General features: G+C 40.3%; 15 protein-coding genes and 1 tRNA gene. 3 read left to right on the top strand and 13 right to left on the bottom strand.

What is annotated here, in order from left to right; all coding sequences use genetic code 11:
* Position 1: 1 nt before the first annotated feature.
* From HY063_11185 to HY063_11140, 10 genes are all read right to left on the bottom strand, one after another.
* Entirely contained in the window at positions 2–1174 is a 1173-nt protein-coding gene (locus tag HY063_11185; protein MBI3502346.1) for a tetratricopeptide repeat protein, read from the bottom strand.
* 37 nt (positions 1175–1211) lie between these two features.
* Positions 1212–1925, bottom strand: coding sequence for a DUF4159 domain-containing protein (locus HY063_11180; GenBank protein MBI3502345.1), 714 nt, complete (start codon positions 1923–1925; stop codon positions 1212–1214).
* An 11-nt stretch (positions 1926–1936) separates the two neighbouring features.
* Entirely contained in the window at positions 1937–2647 is a 711-nt protein-coding gene (locus tag HY063_11175) for a TIGR00730 family Rossman fold protein (protein MBI3502344.1), read from the bottom strand.
* A 70-nt stretch (positions 2648–2717) separates the two neighbouring features.
* Complete coding sequence (gene uvrA, locus HY063_11170; GenBank protein MBI3502343.1) at positions 2718–5588, bottom strand: excinuclease ABC subunit UvrA; 2871 nt, start codon at positions 5586–5588, stop codon at positions 2718–2720.
* Positions 5588–6652: a lytic transglycosylase domain-containing protein gene (locus tag HY063_11165; protein ID MBI3502342.1), complete on the bottom strand. Its 1065-nt coding sequence runs from the start codon at positions 6650–6652 to the stop codon at positions 5588–5590. The genes uvrA and HY063_11165 overlap by 1 nt, the downstream gene beginning before the upstream one ends.
* On the bottom strand, positions 6630–7763 hold the full coding sequence (locus HY063_11160; GenBank protein ID MBI3502341.1) for an undecaprenyl/decaprenyl-phosphate alpha-N-acetylglucosaminyl 1-phosphate transferase: 1134 nt from the start codon (positions 7761–7763) through the stop codon (positions 6630–6632). Before HY063_11160 ends, HY063_11165 begins: the two co-directional genes overlap by 23 nt.
* A 49-nt stretch (positions 7764–7812) precedes the next feature.
* Entirely contained in the window at positions 7813–8445 is a 633-nt protein-coding gene (locus HY063_11155) for a deoxynucleoside kinase (GenBank protein MBI3502340.1), read from the bottom strand.
* A gap of 13 nt (positions 8446–8458) precedes the next feature.
* A complete protein-coding gene (locus HY063_11150; GenBank protein ID MBI3502339.1) occupies positions 8459–9256 on the bottom strand; it encodes a hypothetical protein in 798 nt (265 codons plus the stop codon).
* Between the two features lie 11 nt (positions 9257–9267).
* A tRNA-Thr gene (locus tag HY063_11145) sits at positions 9268–9339 on the bottom strand.
* Positions 9340–9353: 14 nt separating this feature from the next.
* Positions 9354–10874 (bottom strand): GH3 auxin-responsive promoter family protein, encoded by a 1521-nt coding sequence (locus HY063_11140; protein ID MBI3502338.1) that lies wholly within the window; start codon positions 10872–10874, stop codon positions 9354–9356.
* A gap of 35 nt (positions 10875–10909) precedes the next feature.
* Here HY063_11140 and HY063_11135 point away from each other — a divergent pair, with 35 nt between their 5' ends.
* Positions 10910–11701 carry a DUF2797 domain-containing protein gene (locus tag HY063_11135; protein MBI3502337.1) on the top strand — a complete coding sequence of 264 codons (792 nt, stop codon included), beginning with the start codon at positions 10910–10912 and terminating at the stop codon, positions 11699–11701.
* Here the strand turns inward: HY063_11135 and HY063_11130 are convergent.
* From HY063_11130 to HY063_11120, 3 genes are read right to left on the bottom strand one after another with little or no spacing between them, the layout of a single operon-like run.
* A complete protein-coding gene (locus HY063_11130) occupies positions 11698–13893 on the bottom strand; it encodes a helix-hairpin-helix domain-containing protein (GenBank protein MBI3502336.1) in 2196 nt (731 codons plus the stop codon). The two genes, HY063_11135 and HY063_11130, sit on opposite strands and share 4 nt — an antisense overlap.
* The gene (locus HY063_11125) at positions 13871–14737 is read right to left on the bottom strand and encodes a hypothetical protein (GenBank protein ID MBI3502335.1); all 867 of its coding nucleotides are present in this window, start codon (positions 14735–14737) and stop codon (positions 13871–13873) included. Before HY063_11125 ends, HY063_11130 begins: the two co-directional genes overlap by 23 nt.
* Complete coding sequence (locus HY063_11120) at positions 14734–15447, bottom strand: pyridoxine 5'-phosphate synthase (GenBank protein ID MBI3502334.1); 714 nt, start codon at positions 15445–15447, stop codon at positions 14734–14736. Before HY063_11120 ends, HY063_11125 begins: the two co-directional genes overlap by 4 nt.
* 236 nt (positions 15448–15683) lie before the next feature.
* Here HY063_11120 and HY063_11115 point away from each other — a divergent pair, with 236 nt between their 5' ends.
* The gene (locus tag HY063_11115) at positions 15684–16346 is read left to right on the top strand and encodes a CBS domain-containing protein (protein MBI3502333.1); all 663 of its coding nucleotides are present in this window, start codon (positions 15684–15686) and stop codon (positions 16344–16346) included.
* Positions 16347–16383: 37 nt separating this feature from the next.
* Entirely contained in the window at positions 16384–17817 is a 1434-nt protein-coding gene (locus tag HY063_11110; protein MBI3502332.1) for a hypothetical protein, read from the top strand.
* Positions 17818–17922 lie beyond the last annotated feature (105 nt).

Below are 17922 nucleotides of genomic sequence, written 5' to 3'. Positions count from 1 at the left end.
ATTATTTTTTTCCTTCCATCTGCTCATCCGCTCTTTTCTTTTCAGCAATCCGATAGTTGAGCGTATTCACATATTGCGCTGCTGCATTTTTTCTTCTAATCTCGAATGATTTTTTTGCCCACTCAAGAGCCACATCTAAATTTCCTTCGCGCTCGCAGGCAACTGCCATGTTATAGTTCGCATGCCAGGAAATTTTTCTGTCGGTGTTCAGCGCCTCCTTTTTCCAGATTTCCATAGCGCCTTTCCAGTCATTAATCTTTCTTGCTTTTTTTCCTGCTTCTTTCATGAAATCATTTCCGCGCGTGTAAAAATATCTCGACACATTAATCCACTGGGGAGAAATTCTGAAACCATATTTATCCCCTGCATGGAAACCTGTTTGCTTCACACACTCGCGTTTATTCGGCAGTGACGCAGTAGCCGCTTCCGGTGTCGGACCTTTTCCATCAAAGTTTTTGAAATCTGAAAAACGGAATTCATCCACAATTCTTTTTTCTTTCGGAAAATAAATTCTCCAGCCGGTTTTTATTTCTACTTGTGCGTGCGTGTAAAATTCTGAGGTAGTGATTACCTGGTCTTCCACCGGATGATTTGCCGCCTGGCAATCGCGCGAATCCCAAATACGATCGTGGTTCACATCTTCCGCAGCATCTTTAATTCCATTCTTGTTCAAATCCCAGCAGGGAAAATGCACCTGCACCGGTTTTGAATCGTAAGTCAAACGGGAATCCGAATCAAAAGATTCAAGGACAATCAGCGCTTCTGAATTATATTGCTGGCATAAAAGTTCAACTTCTTCCCATGGAAGCAGTGGTGCAAAAACTTCCGTGCCGGTTCCTTTGTATTCAATAGATGCCTGAGTGATTGTATAGCGCGGTGTGCGCTGCATGATTTGCATTAAACCGGAAAGCGTTTGGTCGGCTCCTTCTCTGTCCTGATAAATTCCTTCTCCGGTTAAAATTCCCTCCACAACATTCCATACCTGATTTTTTTTGTCGGGCTTTGTTCGATTGACGAGTGTGAATTTTTGAATGTCAGGCGGAAGAGTTACATCTGCCGGTTTCAAAACTTCCAAACCAATCGTTGAGGTGCAACTTGTAAAAGCAATGGCAAGAAATAAAAAAGTCCCGAAGAATACTGGATTAGTCCTTCGGCTAATAAAAATTAGTTTCATAATTTTATTTTTGGAAATTAATTCAAGAATGATGCCACTATTTCTTTATAGAATTTTCTCCCATGAAAACATACTGAATAATGTTTGCACCCATCTTCAATGCTTTCTGCCGTGTCTCTTCCGAATCATGATGCACTTCGGGATCTTCCCAACCATCACCGATGTCGCACTCAAAATTAAAAAGGCAAACCAATCTTCCGTTGTAAATAATTCCAAATGCCTGCGCGGGTTTTCCATCGTGCTCGTGAATTTTCGGAATGCCATTGGGGAAATCATATTTCTGATGGAAGATGGGATGGGATGGAGGAAGTTCAACAAAATCAGTTTCAGGAAAAACTTTTTTCATTTCCCTGCGAATAAAAATATTCATTCCGTAACTGTCATTGATGTTCAGAAATCCTCCGCTTATCATATAGTTCCGCAGATTCTCTGCTTCTTGCGTGGAGAAAGAAACATTTCCATGCCCGGTCATGTGTACAAAGGGGAAATTAAAAATGTCTTTGCTTCCGGTTTCCACCACATTTTCTTCTTCATTAATATTTGTTCCGAGATTTTTATTGCAGAAGCGAATTAGATTCGGAAGAGAAGTCGGGCTCACATACCAATCACCGCCACCGTTATATTTCAAGCGCGCGATTTGGTAAGTGGGTGGGGAAAAAGAAAACAGCAGGGAAATAAAAGCAATAAGGGAAATAGAGGAAATAAATTTTTTCCCCACGCTTCTATATCCCACATTTCTCTTATATCCCATATTCCCCTTTTTTAAAAGTTTGGCTTCAGCATATACTTCGAATAAAATTTATCAATCACGCTCACCACTTCATCGGCAGTATCGGCAACAGAAAATAAATCCATGTCTTCAGCGCTGATGTTTCCTTCTTTGAGTGCAGTATTTTTCAACCAATCGGTAATTCCTTTCCAGTAATCTTTTCCAACGAGAACAATCGGAAACCTTGCGACTTTATCTGTTTGAATAAGTGTGAGCGCTTCGCTGAGTTCATCGAGCGTACCGAATCCACCGGGCAATGCTACAAACCCCTGCGAGTATTTCAGAAAAATTACTTTGCGAACGAAAAAGTATTTGAATGAAATTAATTTATCGTTATCAATATATGGATTTGGTTTTTGTTCGAAAGGAAGTTCAATGTTCAGCCCAACGGATTTTCCTCCGCCTGCTTTCGCTCCGCGGTTTGCCGCTTCCATAATCCCCGGCCCTCCGCCTGAAATTACTCCGTAACCGGAGCGCGTGAGTTTGAAAGCAATTTCTTCCGCGAGTTTATAATAGCGCGTTGCTTGTTTTGTTCGCGCGGAACCAAATACGGAAACGCAGGGACCAATCTTCGACATTTTTTCAAACCCTTCCACAAACTCCGACATAATTCTGAAAATCTGCCAGGCGTCCGTAGCTTTTATATCGCTCCAGTCCTTTTGTTCAAATGCTTCACGAATGCGCGCATCATCTTTGTTTGTCATAGAAGAAAGTTAAGAATTAATTTTTACAACGAACAAAGTTATTGGTTATTTGGAAATAGAATTATAGAAATTATTGCAGAATTTCCTTGCGAAGATATTTTGCAGTATAGGAAAATTTATTGTCGAGAATTTCTTCGGGCGTTCCTTCGCATACAATCGTTCCGCCTTTTTCTCCGCCTTCTGGACCAAGGTCAATAATGTGGTCGACAACTTTTATTACATCCATGTTGTGCTCAATGACGAGAACCGTGTTTCCGCTTTCAACTAATTTATTCAGCACTTCCAAAAGAATGCGGATGTCTTCGAAATGCAAACCGGTGGTTGGTTCGTCAAGAATGTAAAATGTTTTTCCTGTGTCGCGCTTGGAAAGTTCAGTAGCAAGTTTCACGCGCTGCGCTTCTCCTCCGGAAAGTGTAACCGAAGATTGTCCGAGTGTAATATAACCCAGCCCCACATTTTTCAGCGCGCGGATTTTCTGAATAATATTTGGAATCGCTTCAAAAAAATTTACCGCTTCCTCAATACTCATATTTAAAACATCCGAAATAGCTTTCCCCTTGTAACGTATTTCCAAAGTTTCTCTATTATATCTTTTTCCTCCGCAGGTTTCGCATTCCACATATACATCGGGAAGAAAATTCATTTCAATTGTGCGAACGCCTGCTCCTCCGCAGGTTTCGCAGCGGCCGCCTTTCACATTGAAAGAAAATCTTCCGGGCTTGTATCCGCGGATTTTTGCTTCGGGAAGTTGAGAAAATAAATTTCTAATATCAGAAAAAACTCCGGTGTACGTAGCAGGATTAGAGCGGGGAGTTCTTCCTATAGGCGATTGGTCAACTTCAATCACTTTATCAATGTGTTCAAGCCCTTCGATGTATCCATACGAAAGCGGTTTCTGATGCGAGCGATAAAAGTGATGGCTGAGAATCGGGTAAAGGGTTTCATTGATGAGCGTGGATTTTCCGCTGCCTGAAACTCCGGTAACACAAATAAATTCCCCCAGTGGAAATTTTACAGAAACACTTTTAAGATTATTACCTTTTGCGAATTTGAGTTCAAGAAAATTTCCGTTTCCTTTTCTTCTTGTATGAGGAACAGGAATAATTTTTTTTCCAGAAAGATAATCTCGTGTCAAAGATTTTTTTTCACCATCTGTCATCTGCCATTTTCCATCTGCCATCACTCCGACAATTTTTCCTCCGTGCATTCCTGCTGCCGGACCAATATCAATTACATAATCAGCAGCGAGAATCATTTCTTTATCGTGCTCCACAACAATCACCGAATTCCCTATGTTGCGGAGATTCTGAAGCGCATGAATTAATTTTTTATTGTCGCGCTGATGCAATCCGATACTCGGTTCGTCAAGAATATAAAGCACATTCACTAACTGCGAACCGATTTGTGTTGCAAGGCGAATTCGCTGTGCCTCACCGCCTGAAAGCGTTTGCGCGCTTCTGTCAAGAGTGATGTAATCTAATCCAACATCAATCAGGAATTGAATTCGCTTTCTGATTTCTTTCAGGATTTCTTTAGCGATTATTTTTTTTGTTTCATCCAAGCGGTTTTCAATTCCATCAAACCATTTTTGTAATTCAGTTATATCCATCTGCGATAAATCGGAAATACTTTTGTTGCCAATTTTAAAATATTGCGCTTCTTTTTTCAGGCGTGAGCCGTTGCATTCGGGACAAATTTTTTCATTCATGAAATCTTCCACCCACCTGCTGAGCGATGGAGAAGTTGATTCATCATTCTGGCGGATTAAAAAGTTCACGATGCCTTCGAACGAAAGAGAATAATTAAAGGCGGTGCTGTGCGGATCATTCTGCACTTTGAAAATTTCATCCGAGCCGTAAAGAATAATATTCAGTGCGTGTTCAGGAATTTTTTTAATCGGGTCGCGCAATGAAAAATGATATTTATGCGCGATGGCCTCGAGTTGCCTGAAAATCCAGTTGCCTTTAAATTCTCCTATGGGAATGATTCCTCCTTTGAAAATACTTTTATTGAAATCGGGAATTATTTTGTGAACGTCAATTTCGCTTATATGTCCGAGCCCGTTGCATTTCGGACAGGCACCATAGGGAGAGTTGAAAGAAAAAGTATTCGGCTGCGGTTCATCGTAAGAAATTCCTGAAGTCGGGCACATTAAATTTCTGCTGAAGTAAGTTGCGGTATCTTTCTTTTCTTCGATAATCATAATCGTTCCTTTTCCATGCTTCATCGCAAGAGAAATAGAATCGTTCAAACGTTTTTCATTTTCAAATCGCACTTCCACTGTGTCAATAACCAATTCTACATCGTGAACTTTATAGCGGTCGAGCGACATGTTATGTTTCATCTGCACAATGTGTCCGTCCGTTCGAACTTTTGTAAAACCATTTTTTCTGAACTGCTCAAAAAGTTCGCGGTAATGCCCTTTGCGTGCACGAACAATAGGAGAAAGGATTGTAATTTTTCCCCCCTTGAATTTTTTTCGAATCAAATCCAGAATTTGTTCGGAAGTGTAGCGCACCATTTTTTCGCCCGTGACATACGAGTACGTATCGGACACGCGCGCGAAAAGCAATCGCATGAAATCATAAATCTCCGTAATGGTTCCAACCGTTGAACGCGGATTTCTGCTCACGGTTTTTTGTTCGATGGAAATTACCGGGGAAAGTCCGGTGATTTTATCCACATCCGGTCGCTCCATCTCTCCGAGAAACTGCCGCGCGTACGCAGAAAAAGTTTCAATGTATCTTCGTTGTCCTTCCGCATAAATCGTATCGAATGCGAGCGAAGATTTTCCGCTTCCGCTCAAACCGGTAATGACAACTAATTTATTTCTTGGAATGGAAACATCAATATTCTTCAGGTTGTGAACGCGCGCGCCAATCACTTCGAGGAACTCAGTTTCCGATTGCACTTCAGGAATTAATGCTTCAACTTCGCTCATTACTTTTTGACGGAATCAATAGAGGAAGGGGAAATTTCTGCGGAAGAACTCACGGTCATTCCCAAACTATCGGAAGAAGCAAGTCGCGCCAGATATTCTTCGTTGAAACCCGGCTTTGGAAAATCGAAAGTGTAAGATTTTTTTTCTTTGTTCGAGAGAGAATTTTTTCTCAGCCATGGATTAAAGTATTTCAGAATTTTATAACTCACATTATTTTTCTGCGCGAATGTTGCGAGGTCGGTTACGCTGCTGTCAATAGAAATTTTTTGCGTGGGGATTGGCGGATATAAATCTTTTGTGCGCAACTGGTAGCCGTAATTTTTGGGATTTGAAATTATTTCTTTCACTGCAAGGATTCTGAAAATATATCGTGAAGTTTCCTCGTTCAGCGATAAATCATAGTAGGAATTTGCTTTTTGTTTCTCGATTTGATTTTTCAAACCATCCATACCTATATTATAGGAAGCAGCCGCAAGCGTCCAGTTGCCGAAAGTTTTATACGCTTCTTTAAAATATTTGCAGGCGGCTTCGGTGGATTTTTCAATCGAGTAACGCTCGTCAATCTCATCATTAATTTCCAATCCATATTGTTTTCCAGCACCATCCACAAATTGCCAGAAACCCGTTGCGCCTTTCGGAGAAACAGAATTAGTAAGATTGCTTTCAATGAGCGAAATATATTTGAAATCATCGGGCACTCCGTTTTTTTTCAGGATGGAAGAAATTGCAGGAAGCCATCTGTTCGCGCGCTTGTGCATTAAAATTGTCTGCGAATGAAAATAGGTGTTCACTATTAATTCTCTTTCCATGCTTTCAATCACTGTGAAATCGTAAAGTGGAACTTTTTCTCCTGCAAAATCCAGATTCTTCGGGACAATGGTTCCGAAAATTTTATTGTTTGCGAGAAATGATTTCCAGTAAAGTTCATCATCGCTGGTTTTCTTCGCAGAGAAAATGAAAAACTCCAGCGGAATCAATAGCAATAAAAAAAGAATGGCAAATCCCCAGATATTTCTTCCGCGCTTTGAAAGTTTTTTGAATTTATGAAAGATGTTTTTCTGCATGCTTCACTAAATCTTTTGCGGAATTCTTTTCGAGATTTTTTTCTTCCTGATTAAAAATATTTTTTTTGATTCTGGTCACGGCAAACAGGAAAAAGAAAACTGTTATAGGGAAAATGGAGAACAAAGAAAACTCTTCGATTCCCCACGATGAAATTTTTGTTTCCATAATGTAAACAATGACCAGCGAAGAAAAACCTATTCCACCAAATAATACCGCAATTCTCTTTTCAGTAATACCTCTATAAAATAAATTATGCGTAGTGTGGTCGCGCCCGCCAACAAACGGGGAAGTTTTTTGCGCAAGGCGGTTTATTATCACAATGGTGGTATCAGCGAGCGGAAGAATATATGCAACTGCTACCATTAAAAGTTGCTTCGACACAAAAATGGAATTATTCATGGAAGCCGAATCGTTCCAGAAGTAAATTATTCCGATAGCGGCAAGCATTAGCCCGATGACCTGGCTTCCTGTGTCGCCCATATAAAGTTTGGAAGGATTCCAGTTGAAAAATAAAAATCCGGAAAGCGAACCAATCAACCCGATGAGCACGAGAAAATGAATATTGTTGTGCGCGCCAGAAAAATAAATCAGTATTGCAGCAGCGGAAAAAATAAAAATGGAAACAATGGAGGCAATCGCATCCATGTTGTCAAGCATGTTCACCGAATTCATAATTCCGACTACCCAGATAATTGTCAGAAAATAATTCATCATCATGTCTGAAAAAATTCCGATGTGAATTCCGGAATAGCAAAGAATTACTCCGCATAAAATCTGTACGAATAATTTCAAAAGCGGTTTTGTGTTGTAGGCATCATCGCTTAATCCCATCATAAAGGCAAGCGTTGCAGTGCCGAGTAATCCGACAACTTTTTTGTTCCATAAAACTTCCTGCGCCTGAAAAAACATGGAGTAGGATGCGAGTGAAATCAGAAACACAATATAAAATGAAATTCCTCCAAGCGCGGGTTTGGATGTGTTTGCCCAGCGGATGATGGTTTCTTTTTTATCCCGTATTCCAAGCGTGTGCGCAAAGCGGAGGAACAGCGCATTAATAAGGAAAGAAAAAAGAAATGCGCAAGTAAAAAACGCAATGTAAAAATATATCATAGTAATAATAATGAAGAATAAAGATAAGAAATTTTAGCGAGAGTGCGGATTATTTCCTGAACAAGCCGTGAAGTTCCGCGTCAATTTTCCGAATAATTTTTCCCAAGTCATCTTTCTTTTCCGAAAATTTATTTTCATCTATGTCAATGATGAGCAGGCGGCTGGTTTTATGCTCGTCTTCGTATTTTGTAATCCATGCTTCGTAACGTTCGTTTAACCGCTGAAGATAATCGAGGCGGATTGCTTTTTCATATTCGCGACCGCGTTTTTGAATTTGCTCGACCAAAGTTGGAATAGATGCGCGCAGATAAATCAGCAAATCGGGCGGCTGAACAAACGACTGCATAAGATTGAAAAGTGCAATGTAGTTTTCAAAATCGCGCGTGGTCATCAAACCCATTGCGTGAAGATTGGGAGCAAAAATATTTGCGTCTTCGTAAATGGTTCTGTCCTGAATAATATTTTTTTTATTCTTGCGAATTTCAATCACCTGCTGAAAACGGCTGTTCAGAAAAAAAACCTGGAGATTAAATGACCAGCGCTGCATGTCTTCATAAAAATCGTTGAGGTACGGATTTCCGTCAGCATCTTCAAACTCCGGAGTCCATTTATAATGTTTTGCGAGAAGCGTGGTGAGTGTGGTTTTTCCGGAACCGATGTTTCCTGAAACCGCAATATGCATGTTTGAGGCAGGGCTACTTTTCGTTTTGGACATGGTATATATCTAATGATTTTTGTTTGAGCAAATATAATTTTTCTTTCTCGCTGCGGGCGTATAAAATTTCGGTTGTTGGTAAATTTATTTCTCCCTCCGAAAGAGTTTTTATATTATAACTTTTTAGTTTTCCATCTTTGAAATAAATAATTTCATCGTTGCTGATTTGAAAACTCCCGATTCCTTTTAGCGGAATTGTTTTGTTGTATGTTCCGTAAATGTCGAAAACAAAAATACCTTTTGCGGAATCATTCAGAAAAACTTTATTGTTTTGTTCTATGAGAAAATCAGGATTGACTTCCTGCATGATTTGCCGGGTAATGTTTTCGGTTTTGTTTGTCTGCTGAAAATTTTCATCGAAGCGGATGAGTTCAAAATTCTGCTTGTTGTAAATCCAGATTCCATTATTATGCGAAGTGCATACCAGCGATGTTTGATTATAGCCGAGCATTTCAAGTGAAACGGGATTTGCCGAAGGAGAAAACATATTATCGAGAACAACGATTTGCTGGAATGATTCGTAAAACACCAACACCTTCAGCGAATTTGTTACATCCACTGAAGAAATATTTCCAAGATTTTTATTGCTGTATGTTTTCAGAAGATTTCCTTCCGAATCATATTTCTCAAGATTGCTTCCATTAATAATGTAAATGTTTCCAAGATTATCGGTAGTAAAATTTTTGGAGGAAACAGGAATGGATTTTACAAGCGTGAATTTGGAATCGCTTATAGTGAATCCGAAGAAAATAAAAACGATGTACAAAATATTTTTCATTTTTTTTTCTGAGCCGATGAGGAGATTTGAACTCCTGACTTTTGGTTTACGAAACCAACGCTCTACCGCTGAGCTACATCGGCAAAAATAATTCCATTTATTTCATTGCTAAAATTTCTTCCACATATTTTCTTTCATTGTACAATCTTGGAATTTTATTTTGTCCCCCCAGTTTATTTTTTTCTTTCAGCCAGTTGTAAAAAGTTTCTTCTTTCATTTTTCTCACAACCGGCAAGCGAAGCACGAAATTATTAAATCGTTTCGCTTCGTAATCGGAGTTTAAAGATTTCAATGCGTTGTCCAGAACTTCCGTGAAGTAATTCAAATCTTCGGGTGATTTTTCAAATTCAATCAGCCATTCGTGCGCACCACTTTTTTCATCCTGAGTGGAGTCGAAGGACATGAAAACGGGAGCGGCTGTAAATTCTTTCACAAGCGAATCTGTTTTCTCGCAGGCAATTTTAATTGCTTTCTCAGCGTTGTCAATGATTACTTCTTCTCCAAAAGCATTCAGAAAATGTTTTGTGCGCCCTGTTATTCTGAAACGATATGGATTAGTGGAAGTAAATTTAATTGTATCGCCCAATTGATAGCGCCACAAACCGGCATTGGTTGAAATCACCATCGCGTAGTTCTGTCCGGTTTTCACTTCTTCCAGCGGAATTATTTTTTCACTTTCCCCGTTATCCATCGGAATAAATTCATAGAAGATTCCGTAATCAAGCATGAGTAAAAGTTCGCTTGATTTTTTCTGGTCCTGCAAACCAAAAAATCCTTCCGATGCATTGTACAGTTCAAAGTGATGAACATTTCCTTTTCCATAAAGTTGTTTGAAGTTTTCTTTGTAGGGAGAAAAATTCACGCCACCGTGAAAATAAACTTCAAGGTTCGGCCAAACTTCTTTTATATTTTTCTTCCCGGAAATTTCCAGAATACGTTTCAGCAAAACATTTGTCCACGATGGAACGCCCGCAATGCTCGTTACATTTTCATTCATAGTAGCGCGCGCCATCTTCTCCAGTTTTTCTTCGAAGTTGCTGAGAAGCGCAATGGATAATTCTGGCGCACGCAAAAATTCTGCCCATAACGGAAGATGTTTCATAATAATAGCGGAAACATCTCCGTGATACGATTCATAATTTTCAAAACTATCGGTGTAATGGCTTCCGGCAAGTGCGAGATTTTTTCCTGTGAAAAGTTGCGTTTCAGGATAATTGTTGCAATAAATCGAAACCATATCCTTGCCGCCTTTGTAATGACATTCTTCGAGCGATTCTTCGCTCACGGGAATGAATTTGCTTTTATCGCTCGTGGTGCCGGAAGATTTTGCGAACCATTTTATTTCGGTGTTCCATAAAACATTTTGCTCGCCTCTGCGAATTCGCTCGATGTATGGCTTCATTGTTTCATAATCCTGCAATGGAATTCTTCCGGAAAAATGATTGTAGGTTTCGATAGAGCGATAAGAAAATTTTTTCCCCCATTCTGTTTCCCGTGCTGCGTCAATTAATTTGCGGAACCATTCGCGCTGCACTTCATGCGGATATTTCATGAACAATTCAATCTGGTGCATGCGTTTGGTCATGAGCCAGGAGGCGAAGGAATTCAGCAATGCCATAGGATGACGAATTTACAAATTACTACTTTCGTGCCATGAGATTGACGGGAAGAATTTACAAGATGGAATCGCAACTTGCGGAACAGGTTATTTACCATTTGCCTGTGGAGAATGAATTAATCCCGATGAACGAATTGGTTGGCTCAACTATTTCACTCACGTTTCAGAATGAGATTTATTGCATGGAGTGCGGAGAAAAAACCAGAAAATCTTTTCAGGGATTTTGCTGGAATTGTTTTTCTACTTCTGCGGAAAATTCAGAATGCATTCTCCGTCCCGAACTTTGCCTGGCGCACGAAGGAAAAGGACGCGATATGGAATGGGAAAAGAAACATCACTTGCAGGAACATTTTGTTTACCTCGCGCTCTCAAGTGAAATAAAAGTTGGAGTTACGCGCTCCACACAAGTTCCCACGCGCTGGATTGACCAGGGCGCTTCTGCGGTAATTCGTTTGGCAAAAGTTCCTTACCGCTATCTTGCGGGAGTGATTGAAGTGGAGTTCAAAAAACATTTTACTGATAAAACGAACTGGCAAAAGATGCTGAAGAATGAATTGCAGAATATTAATCTTGTTGAAGAAAAACAAAAAGCAAAACAATTTCTTCTTAATGAACTGAAGCAATATTTTTCCGAAGACGATTCTATCACACAATTAAATTATCCCGTTATAAAATATCCTGCGAAAGTGAAGAGCATTGACTTTGAAAAACAAAATCTTCTTTCAGGAAAACTAATTGGCATCAAAGGGCAATACCTTATTATGGAAGATAATTCTGTGCTGAATGTTCGCAAGCATAACGGCTATGTGGTAACAGTTGAATTTTAAAATTTCATTCTCACTTCCGCCTTCACATCTGTTTTTGTGTGCCCGTCAATTTCATCGTTACCGGAACTGATTACGCTTTTGTTGGAGTAATACGTTTGTCCCCAGCGCAGCCACACATCAATGTTGCGCGTAATTTTTATATCGGTCATCACATACACGCGGCTTCCTTTATAATAATAACTCGGAATGGAATAGGCGCCAGGCACATCTTCTTCGAGCGCGTAAATGCGCGTGTCATACGTTTTGGTATCGAATAATGCATAGCGCAAAGTGAGCGAGACGCGGTGAAAAATATTTTTCCAGAGCACATCTTCATAGAGCAAAATGCCGTTGTCTTTATCTTTCGTTGGATTATCGAGCAGCACATATTCCACGCGGCTGCGAAACATAAGCGCAGGAGAAACGAGATAACTGGCATTCCAGCGATACGTTGTTTGCGCGTAGGGCACGATATAATCAATTTCGTTGGCTGATTTTGCGTTGGTGAATTTATCTTTCGTCCGGAATTTTATGTAGGTGTCAAACTTTTTATTGGGAGTCCATTGCGCCTGCAAAAGAAAATCATTTCCATGCGAAGGAGCATTCACCGATGATTTCAGCCACGGAAAAATAAAATTATCATAGAATGCATTCAATGTGATGGCTCCGGTTGGCTTCACGGTAACTCCCATATATAATCCCTGTTCGTTGGATTGTGGCGGGCTTCCTTCGGCAAACGCATTGATGAATAAACTCTGATAATTTTTCTGAATGTTGCGGTGAAGAACAGACAAAGAAAGTTTCGGGTCGAGGGAAGCAATGCAGCCGTTGAGATAAGCAATGCCTCCGTTGTTGCTCATTGCGGCTTCTCCGAAGAAATTCAAATTGTGCAGAAGAAAAGAATAATCCGCACTGAAGTTGGTGAGTTGCTTTCCGCGAAAATCAAATTGATTGTAAGCGCTTGGTGTCGGCTGAAGCGGAGCGCTCAGCATCGTTTGTGTTCCTGTTACTCCGAAAGTAAATTTTCGTTTCAGGTAAGATGCATTTCCTCCGTAAACTGTTTGCGTAATGTTGTCTTTGCCCGCAAATTCTCCGGGAGTGCGGTAATAACCTGTTGTCTGAAACGCGGACACAGCGGCATCTTCTCCGGGAATAAGTGAATCCGTTTTTATGAGCGTGGCATCCAATTTATTTCTCGAAAAAAATCCTGTGAACTGAAAAGATTTTCTTCCCAGCGTTGCAGCGGCACCGCGCATGTACTGATTCACCATGGTGGAAGTGAACGGGCGCAGGCCGGTTGCATATTTTTTTATCGCCATGGCATCGGCAGTTTTTCTATAGGCAATTCCGCTCCATGCCACTAATCCCTGCCCGAAGTTAACCTGGTAATCTCCTATGGCAATCGTTTTTACAAAACCTATGTTATGAGCAAAAAGATGCGCGGAAAAAAATTTGAAGCCGTCATGAAATTTTGAATTCACAATCGAATCTTCTTTTGGCGGATAAACAAACTTCAGATTTTTTTTGTAGAATAATTCGCCCGCATCTTTTTTTGCCGTGAAGCCCGCGCTCACATTTGTTCCTGAAGTGAAACGATAACGTTCATACAGCACATCCGGACTTCCCATATAGCGCGAGTTCGGACTTTTGTAAATACCGGTTGTGTCAGGATCAAATCCTTTTGATTGCTCCAGCACTTTTTGCCATCTTGAAAGAATCTGGTGATTGCCGTGCAGAAGAATTTCTTTGAAAGTGAGATGCGGCTGCCCTGTAATATCTTTCACTTCTATATAAGGAAGAATATGCTGAATGGTGAGCGGATCGAAACCGTCAATGCTCTGAAGTTCATAAATGGAAATCAGTTTTCCGTTCTTCTCAATATGGTCAAGAAGATTGTTGACTTGAACTTCATCGAGCAGGGTGAGAGACATGAGTTCTTCTTTGCTCGTGCTGTTGAGGTTGATCGGATGCAGTTTGAAATTATTCAGCACATCGAGCAAAGTTGAGTAATCAATGTTTTCGCTCTGCGCGTCTTCGGCAATGCTTTCCAATTTTTGCTCTATGAAATTATCAATGGTGTCTTGGGAAAAAGAATCGTGAGAAAGTAAAAAGCAGAAAACTGCAATGAACAATCGAACAATCGAATCCTGATGGTTATCGGGAAACAATTGAATGACAAATAAAAAATTTCTATTTCGTAATTTTCGTATCATTTTCGTTTTTCGATGATTTTTCAAACTCGTAAATCAATCCCACATGCGGAGAAAATCCAAGAGCGGAATGATACGTTGTGGAAATATCCAATTTGAATTGTTTGAGATTAATTCCAAAACCGAAACAACTCAGTGATGGATTTGTTGCAACTCCCGCCCGCACATACAGCACATTCACCGGGCGATATTCAATTCCTGCTTTGAGCATTTGTTTGGTGTCAATATCTTTTTCTGCTTCCACCGCGAGCAAAACCTTTTGTGAGAATTTATAATCCATCCCGATGCGCATGATGGTGGGAATGCGTTCGTCATTATACGAAGCGAGTTTTGCTTTTGTGAGATTGAAAACATGAACTCCGAGCGTAAGATTTTTCAGCGGCTTCGCCTGGATTCCCATTTCGGCTACGAAAAAATTCTTCATTCCGTAAAATGCGTCACCGAATTTCATAGACATATAATCCATCGCGATGCCGGCAGAAATTTTTTCTCCGAAAGATTTTCCGAACGCGAGCGCAATTTTATTCTGGCTGAACTGCGAATAGCCGAAACTGGAAACAAGCACTCCGAAAGTTCCGCCTTTCACCGGAGCGGCAAGCCCGAATGCTTTTGTGCTGAGTTCTTTCATGAGGAAAGGATTCTGGTAAACAATTCCGGCAGAAAATTTTTTCTGAAAGCCAAGTCCTGCCTGATTGTTTTGCACCGACCAGACATCCGCGAGCGAAACGGAAGCATTTCCCATTCCTGCAGAGCGCGCACCGAGAGGAGAATTATCTGCAATAGCAGATGGCAGATGGCAGATGGCAGATGTAAAAATCAGAAGAGTGATGAGTAAAGTTTTTTTCATTTTAATTGACTGAGATAAAGTTGTACAGTATTTTCTAATCCTAAATATATTGAATCTGAAATCAACGCATGCCCGATTGAAACTTCGAGCAAATGTGGAATATTTTTTTGAAAGTAGTTCAGATTTTCTAAATTCAAATCATGACCGGCATTTAATCCGATTCCGAGTTCGTTGGCAAGTTTTGCAGATTCAATAAAAGGTTTGATGGCTTCAACTTTGTTTCGCGAAAAATTCTTTGCATAGGATTCTGTGTAAAGTTCAATTCTATCCGTTCTAACTTTTTTTGCGTTCTCAATGTATTTCAGATTTGTCTCGATGAAAACAGAAGTTCGGATTTTATTTTTCTTCAGTTCGGAAATTATTTCTTTCAGAAAACTTTCGTGCCTGATTGTATCCCATCCTGCGTTTGAAGTCAAAACTCCGGGCGGGTCAGGCACAAGCGTTGCCTGATTTGGTTTTACTTTCAAAACTAATTCCAACCATTCCTTCGAAGGATAACCTTCAATATTAAATTCTGTGACGATGAGCGGTTTTATTTTGAGCACGTCATCATAGCGAATATGCCTTTCATCCGGGCGGGGATGAACGGTGATTCCGTTCGCGCCAAAGCGCTGAATGTCCGCTGCCGCTTTCTGCACATCGGGCAAATTTTCTCCGCGCGCATTGCGAAGCGTGGCAATCTTGTTTATGTTTACACTTAATTTTGTCATTGCAGTTCTGGTAACGAAGAAACGAATTTTAGTTATAAATTTAACGAATCAATACTCGTTTTCATTCGTAATATTCGTTATCAGATTCGTTACTTCGTTACCAGTAAATTTGTGAACATTGTAGCAAGCGGGCACGAAAATATTAAATGTATATTTGTAACAGCGGCATGTTTATAAATCTTTTTCGACTAAAACATTTTGCCGCTTCGCACGTTTAACTTTGAAAAGCGAAAAAAATGCTCGCGCACGAATTGATTACAGACGAAGTTCCACCGCTGAAACCCACCGACACAGGCAGGAAAGTTCTTGACTGGATGGAGGACTTTCGCGTTTCACATTTGCCGGTGGTGAAGAATAAAGAATTTGTCGGACTGGTTTCTTACAGCGATATGCTCGACATAAACAATCCGAAAGAAACGCTCGACCACATGCGCGTGTCCTATATAAAAGCGTTTGTGCGCGAGGACTATCACATTTTCGATGTGCTGAAAGTAATTTCAAATTATAATGTGAGCGCGGTGGCGGTGCTCGATGATGAAAATAATTATAAAGGAGTGATTACTTCCGATTCCATCATTCAGAAAATTGCCAACATGCCTTTTGTGCACGAACCCGGCAGCATAATGATTCTTGAAATGAACACGAAAGATTATACGCTTTCGCAAATTGCGCAGATAGTGGAAGGCAATGACGCGAAGATTCTGAACATGCACATCAGCGCTCATCCCGATACAACTAAAATAGAAGTTACGCTGAAGATTAACAAAGATGATTTATCTCCGATTGTTCAAACTTTCAGCCGCTATAATTATAAAGTGAAAGCCATTTTTCAACAGAGCAAATTAGGCGAAGACATGAAAAAGCGCTACGAAGAGTTCATGCACTTTCTTAATATCTGAAACCTGCGAATCAAATACTTTTTCGCACTTTCGCATAATGCGGCTGCTTATTTCCTTCCTGACTTTTATTTTACCATTTTTTCTTCATTCACAAGAGAGAGATTCCCTGAAAAATATTTCTGACACTTCAAAAATTTCAAAGAAGAAAAATTATGTGGTGGTGAATGAAATAAAAGTTATGGGAAACAAAGTAACGAAACTGCATATCATTACAAGAGAAATTCCTTTTTCGCTGCGCGATACTCTTTCGAGAAAAGAAATTCCCCAATTGGTTGTGCGCATCAAACAAAACCTGCTCAACACTTCGCTGTTTAATTTTGTGAAGGTGGATACAGTTATTGACAACTATAATCACATTGACTTCTCAATCAATGTTGCGGAGCGCTGGTACACCTGGCCCGTTCCGATTTTTGAAGTGCAGGAAAGAAACTTCAACACGTGGTGGGAAACAAAAAATTTTCAGCGCGCCAATTACGGATTCTATCTCAACCGCGATAATTTCAGGGGAAGAAAAGAAGAGTTGAGTTTTTATTTTCAGTTCGGCTATACAGAAAAATACGGGCTCTCCTATACAATTCCTTATCTTACCAAACAGCAAACGAGCGGTGCCGGAGTTTCTTTTACCTACGCGCGCAACCGCGAAGTGCCTTATAAATCGGAAGACAACAAGGTGGTTTACTTCAAAAATCCGAATGACTATGTGCGCGAAGAGTTCAGCACAAAACTTCATTATACCTACCGCGATGGAATTCACAACAAGCATTATCTCGAAGGCAGGTTCGCGCAGGTGTTCATCAACGATACGCTGAAAAATTATTCCAGCGATTATTTGCTGAACAATGAAACGCAGATGAAATATTTTGCCGTGGATTATTCTTACCGCAGCGATTTCCGTGATAACAAACCCTACCCGCTGCGCGGATATTTCTGGGAGTTTGAAGCCAAACAGTTGGGTTTTGGAATTCTGCACGATGAAAAATTAGATGTGTCGAGCGTTTCATTAACTGTCCGCTCCTATGAAAAATTGTTCAACCGGTTTTATCTTGCCGAAGGTTCGTTCGTTAAATATTCTCCCGGGAAAAACCAACCTTACTATGTGCAGCGCGGGCTGGGCTGGAGCGATTACGTGCGCGGCTATGAATATTATGTGGTTGACGGACAGAGTTACGGCTTTGCGAAAATGGGATTGAAGTACGAAATTTTAAAACCGCACGTCCGCTCAGTAAATGTTCCGGCACTGAATAAGTTCAGCACGTTTCATTATGCGCTGTATGCCGAACTTTTTTTCGATGGCGGTTATGCCAGCGACCAACAGCATTACAAAATGAATCCGCTCGCCAATAAATTTATTTACGGCTATGGCGCGGGAATTAATTACGTAACCTATTACGATGTAGTAATCCGCTTTGAATATTCTTTCAATCAACTGGGCGAACATGGATTTTTTGTGCATTTTGATTCGGGAATCTGAATATATATCTACTAATCTACCAATATGTACTAATTTACTAATAATGCAAGTTGCTACCTTCAATAATGGTCATTTATATGGATAACATCATGCGAGGATAACATC

Source organism: Bacteroidota bacterium, from assembly GCA_016195025.1.
GTDB lineage: Bacteria > Bacteroidota > Bacteroidia > Palsa-948 > Palsa-948 > Palsa-948.
This window is presented reverse-complemented; position numbering and strand designations above follow the sequence as displayed.

Excerpts from the sequence above, each read along its gene's own strand:
- HY063_11185 (MBI3502346.1), bottom strand. The coding sequence starts at position 1,174 with ATGAAACTAATTTTTATTAGCCGAAGGACTAATCCAGTATTCTTCGGG.
- HY063_11180 (MBI3502345.1), bottom strand. The coding sequence starts at position 1,925 with ATGGGATATAAGAGAAATGTGGGATATAGAAGCGTGGGGAAAAAATTT.
- HY063_11175 (MBI3502344.1), bottom strand. The coding sequence starts at position 2,647 with ATGACAAACAAAGATGATGCGCGCATTCGTGAAGCATTTGAACAAAAG.
- uvrA (MBI3502343.1), bottom strand. The coding sequence starts at position 5,588 with ATGAGCGAAGTTGAAGCATTAATTCCTGAAGTGCAATCGGAAACTGAG.
- HY063_11165 (MBI3502342.1), bottom strand. The coding sequence starts at position 6,652 with ATGCAGAAAAACATCTTTCATAAATTCAAAAAACTTTCAAAGCGCGGA.
- HY063_11160 (MBI3502341.1), bottom strand. The coding sequence starts at position 7,763 with ATGATATATTTTTACATTGCGTTTTTTACTTGCGCATTTCTTTTTTCT.
- HY063_11155 (MBI3502340.1), bottom strand. The coding sequence starts at position 8,445 with ATGCATATTGCGGTTTCAGGAAACATCGGTTCCGGAAAAACCACACTC.
- HY063_11150 (MBI3502339.1), bottom strand. The coding sequence starts at position 9,256 with ATGAAAAATATTTTGTACATCGTTTTTATTTTCTTCGGATTCACTATA.
- HY063_11140 (MBI3502338.1), bottom strand. The coding sequence starts at position 10,874 with ATGGCATTGCTGAATTCCTTCGCCTCCTGGCTCATGACCAAACGCATG.
- HY063_11135 (MBI3502337.1), top strand. The coding sequence starts at position 10,910 with ATGAGATTGACGGGAAGAATTTACAAGATGGAATCGCAACTTGCGGAA.
- HY063_11130 (MBI3502336.1), bottom strand. The coding sequence starts at position 13,893 with ATGATACGAAAATTACGAAATAGAAATTTTTTATTTGTCATTCAATTG.
- HY063_11125 (MBI3502335.1), bottom strand. The coding sequence starts at position 14,737 with ATGAAAAAAACTTTACTCATCACTCTTCTGATTTTTACATCTGCCATC.
- HY063_11120 (MBI3502334.1), bottom strand. The coding sequence starts at position 15,447 with ATGACAAAATTAAGTGTAAACATAAACAAGATTGCCACGCTTCGCAAT.
- HY063_11115 (MBI3502333.1), top strand. The coding sequence starts at position 15,684 with ATGCTCGCGCACGAATTGATTACAGACGAAGTTCCACCGCTGAAACCC.
- HY063_11110 (MBI3502332.1), top strand. The coding sequence starts at position 16,384 with ATGCGGCTGCTTATTTCCTTCCTGACTTTTATTTTACCATTTTTTCTT.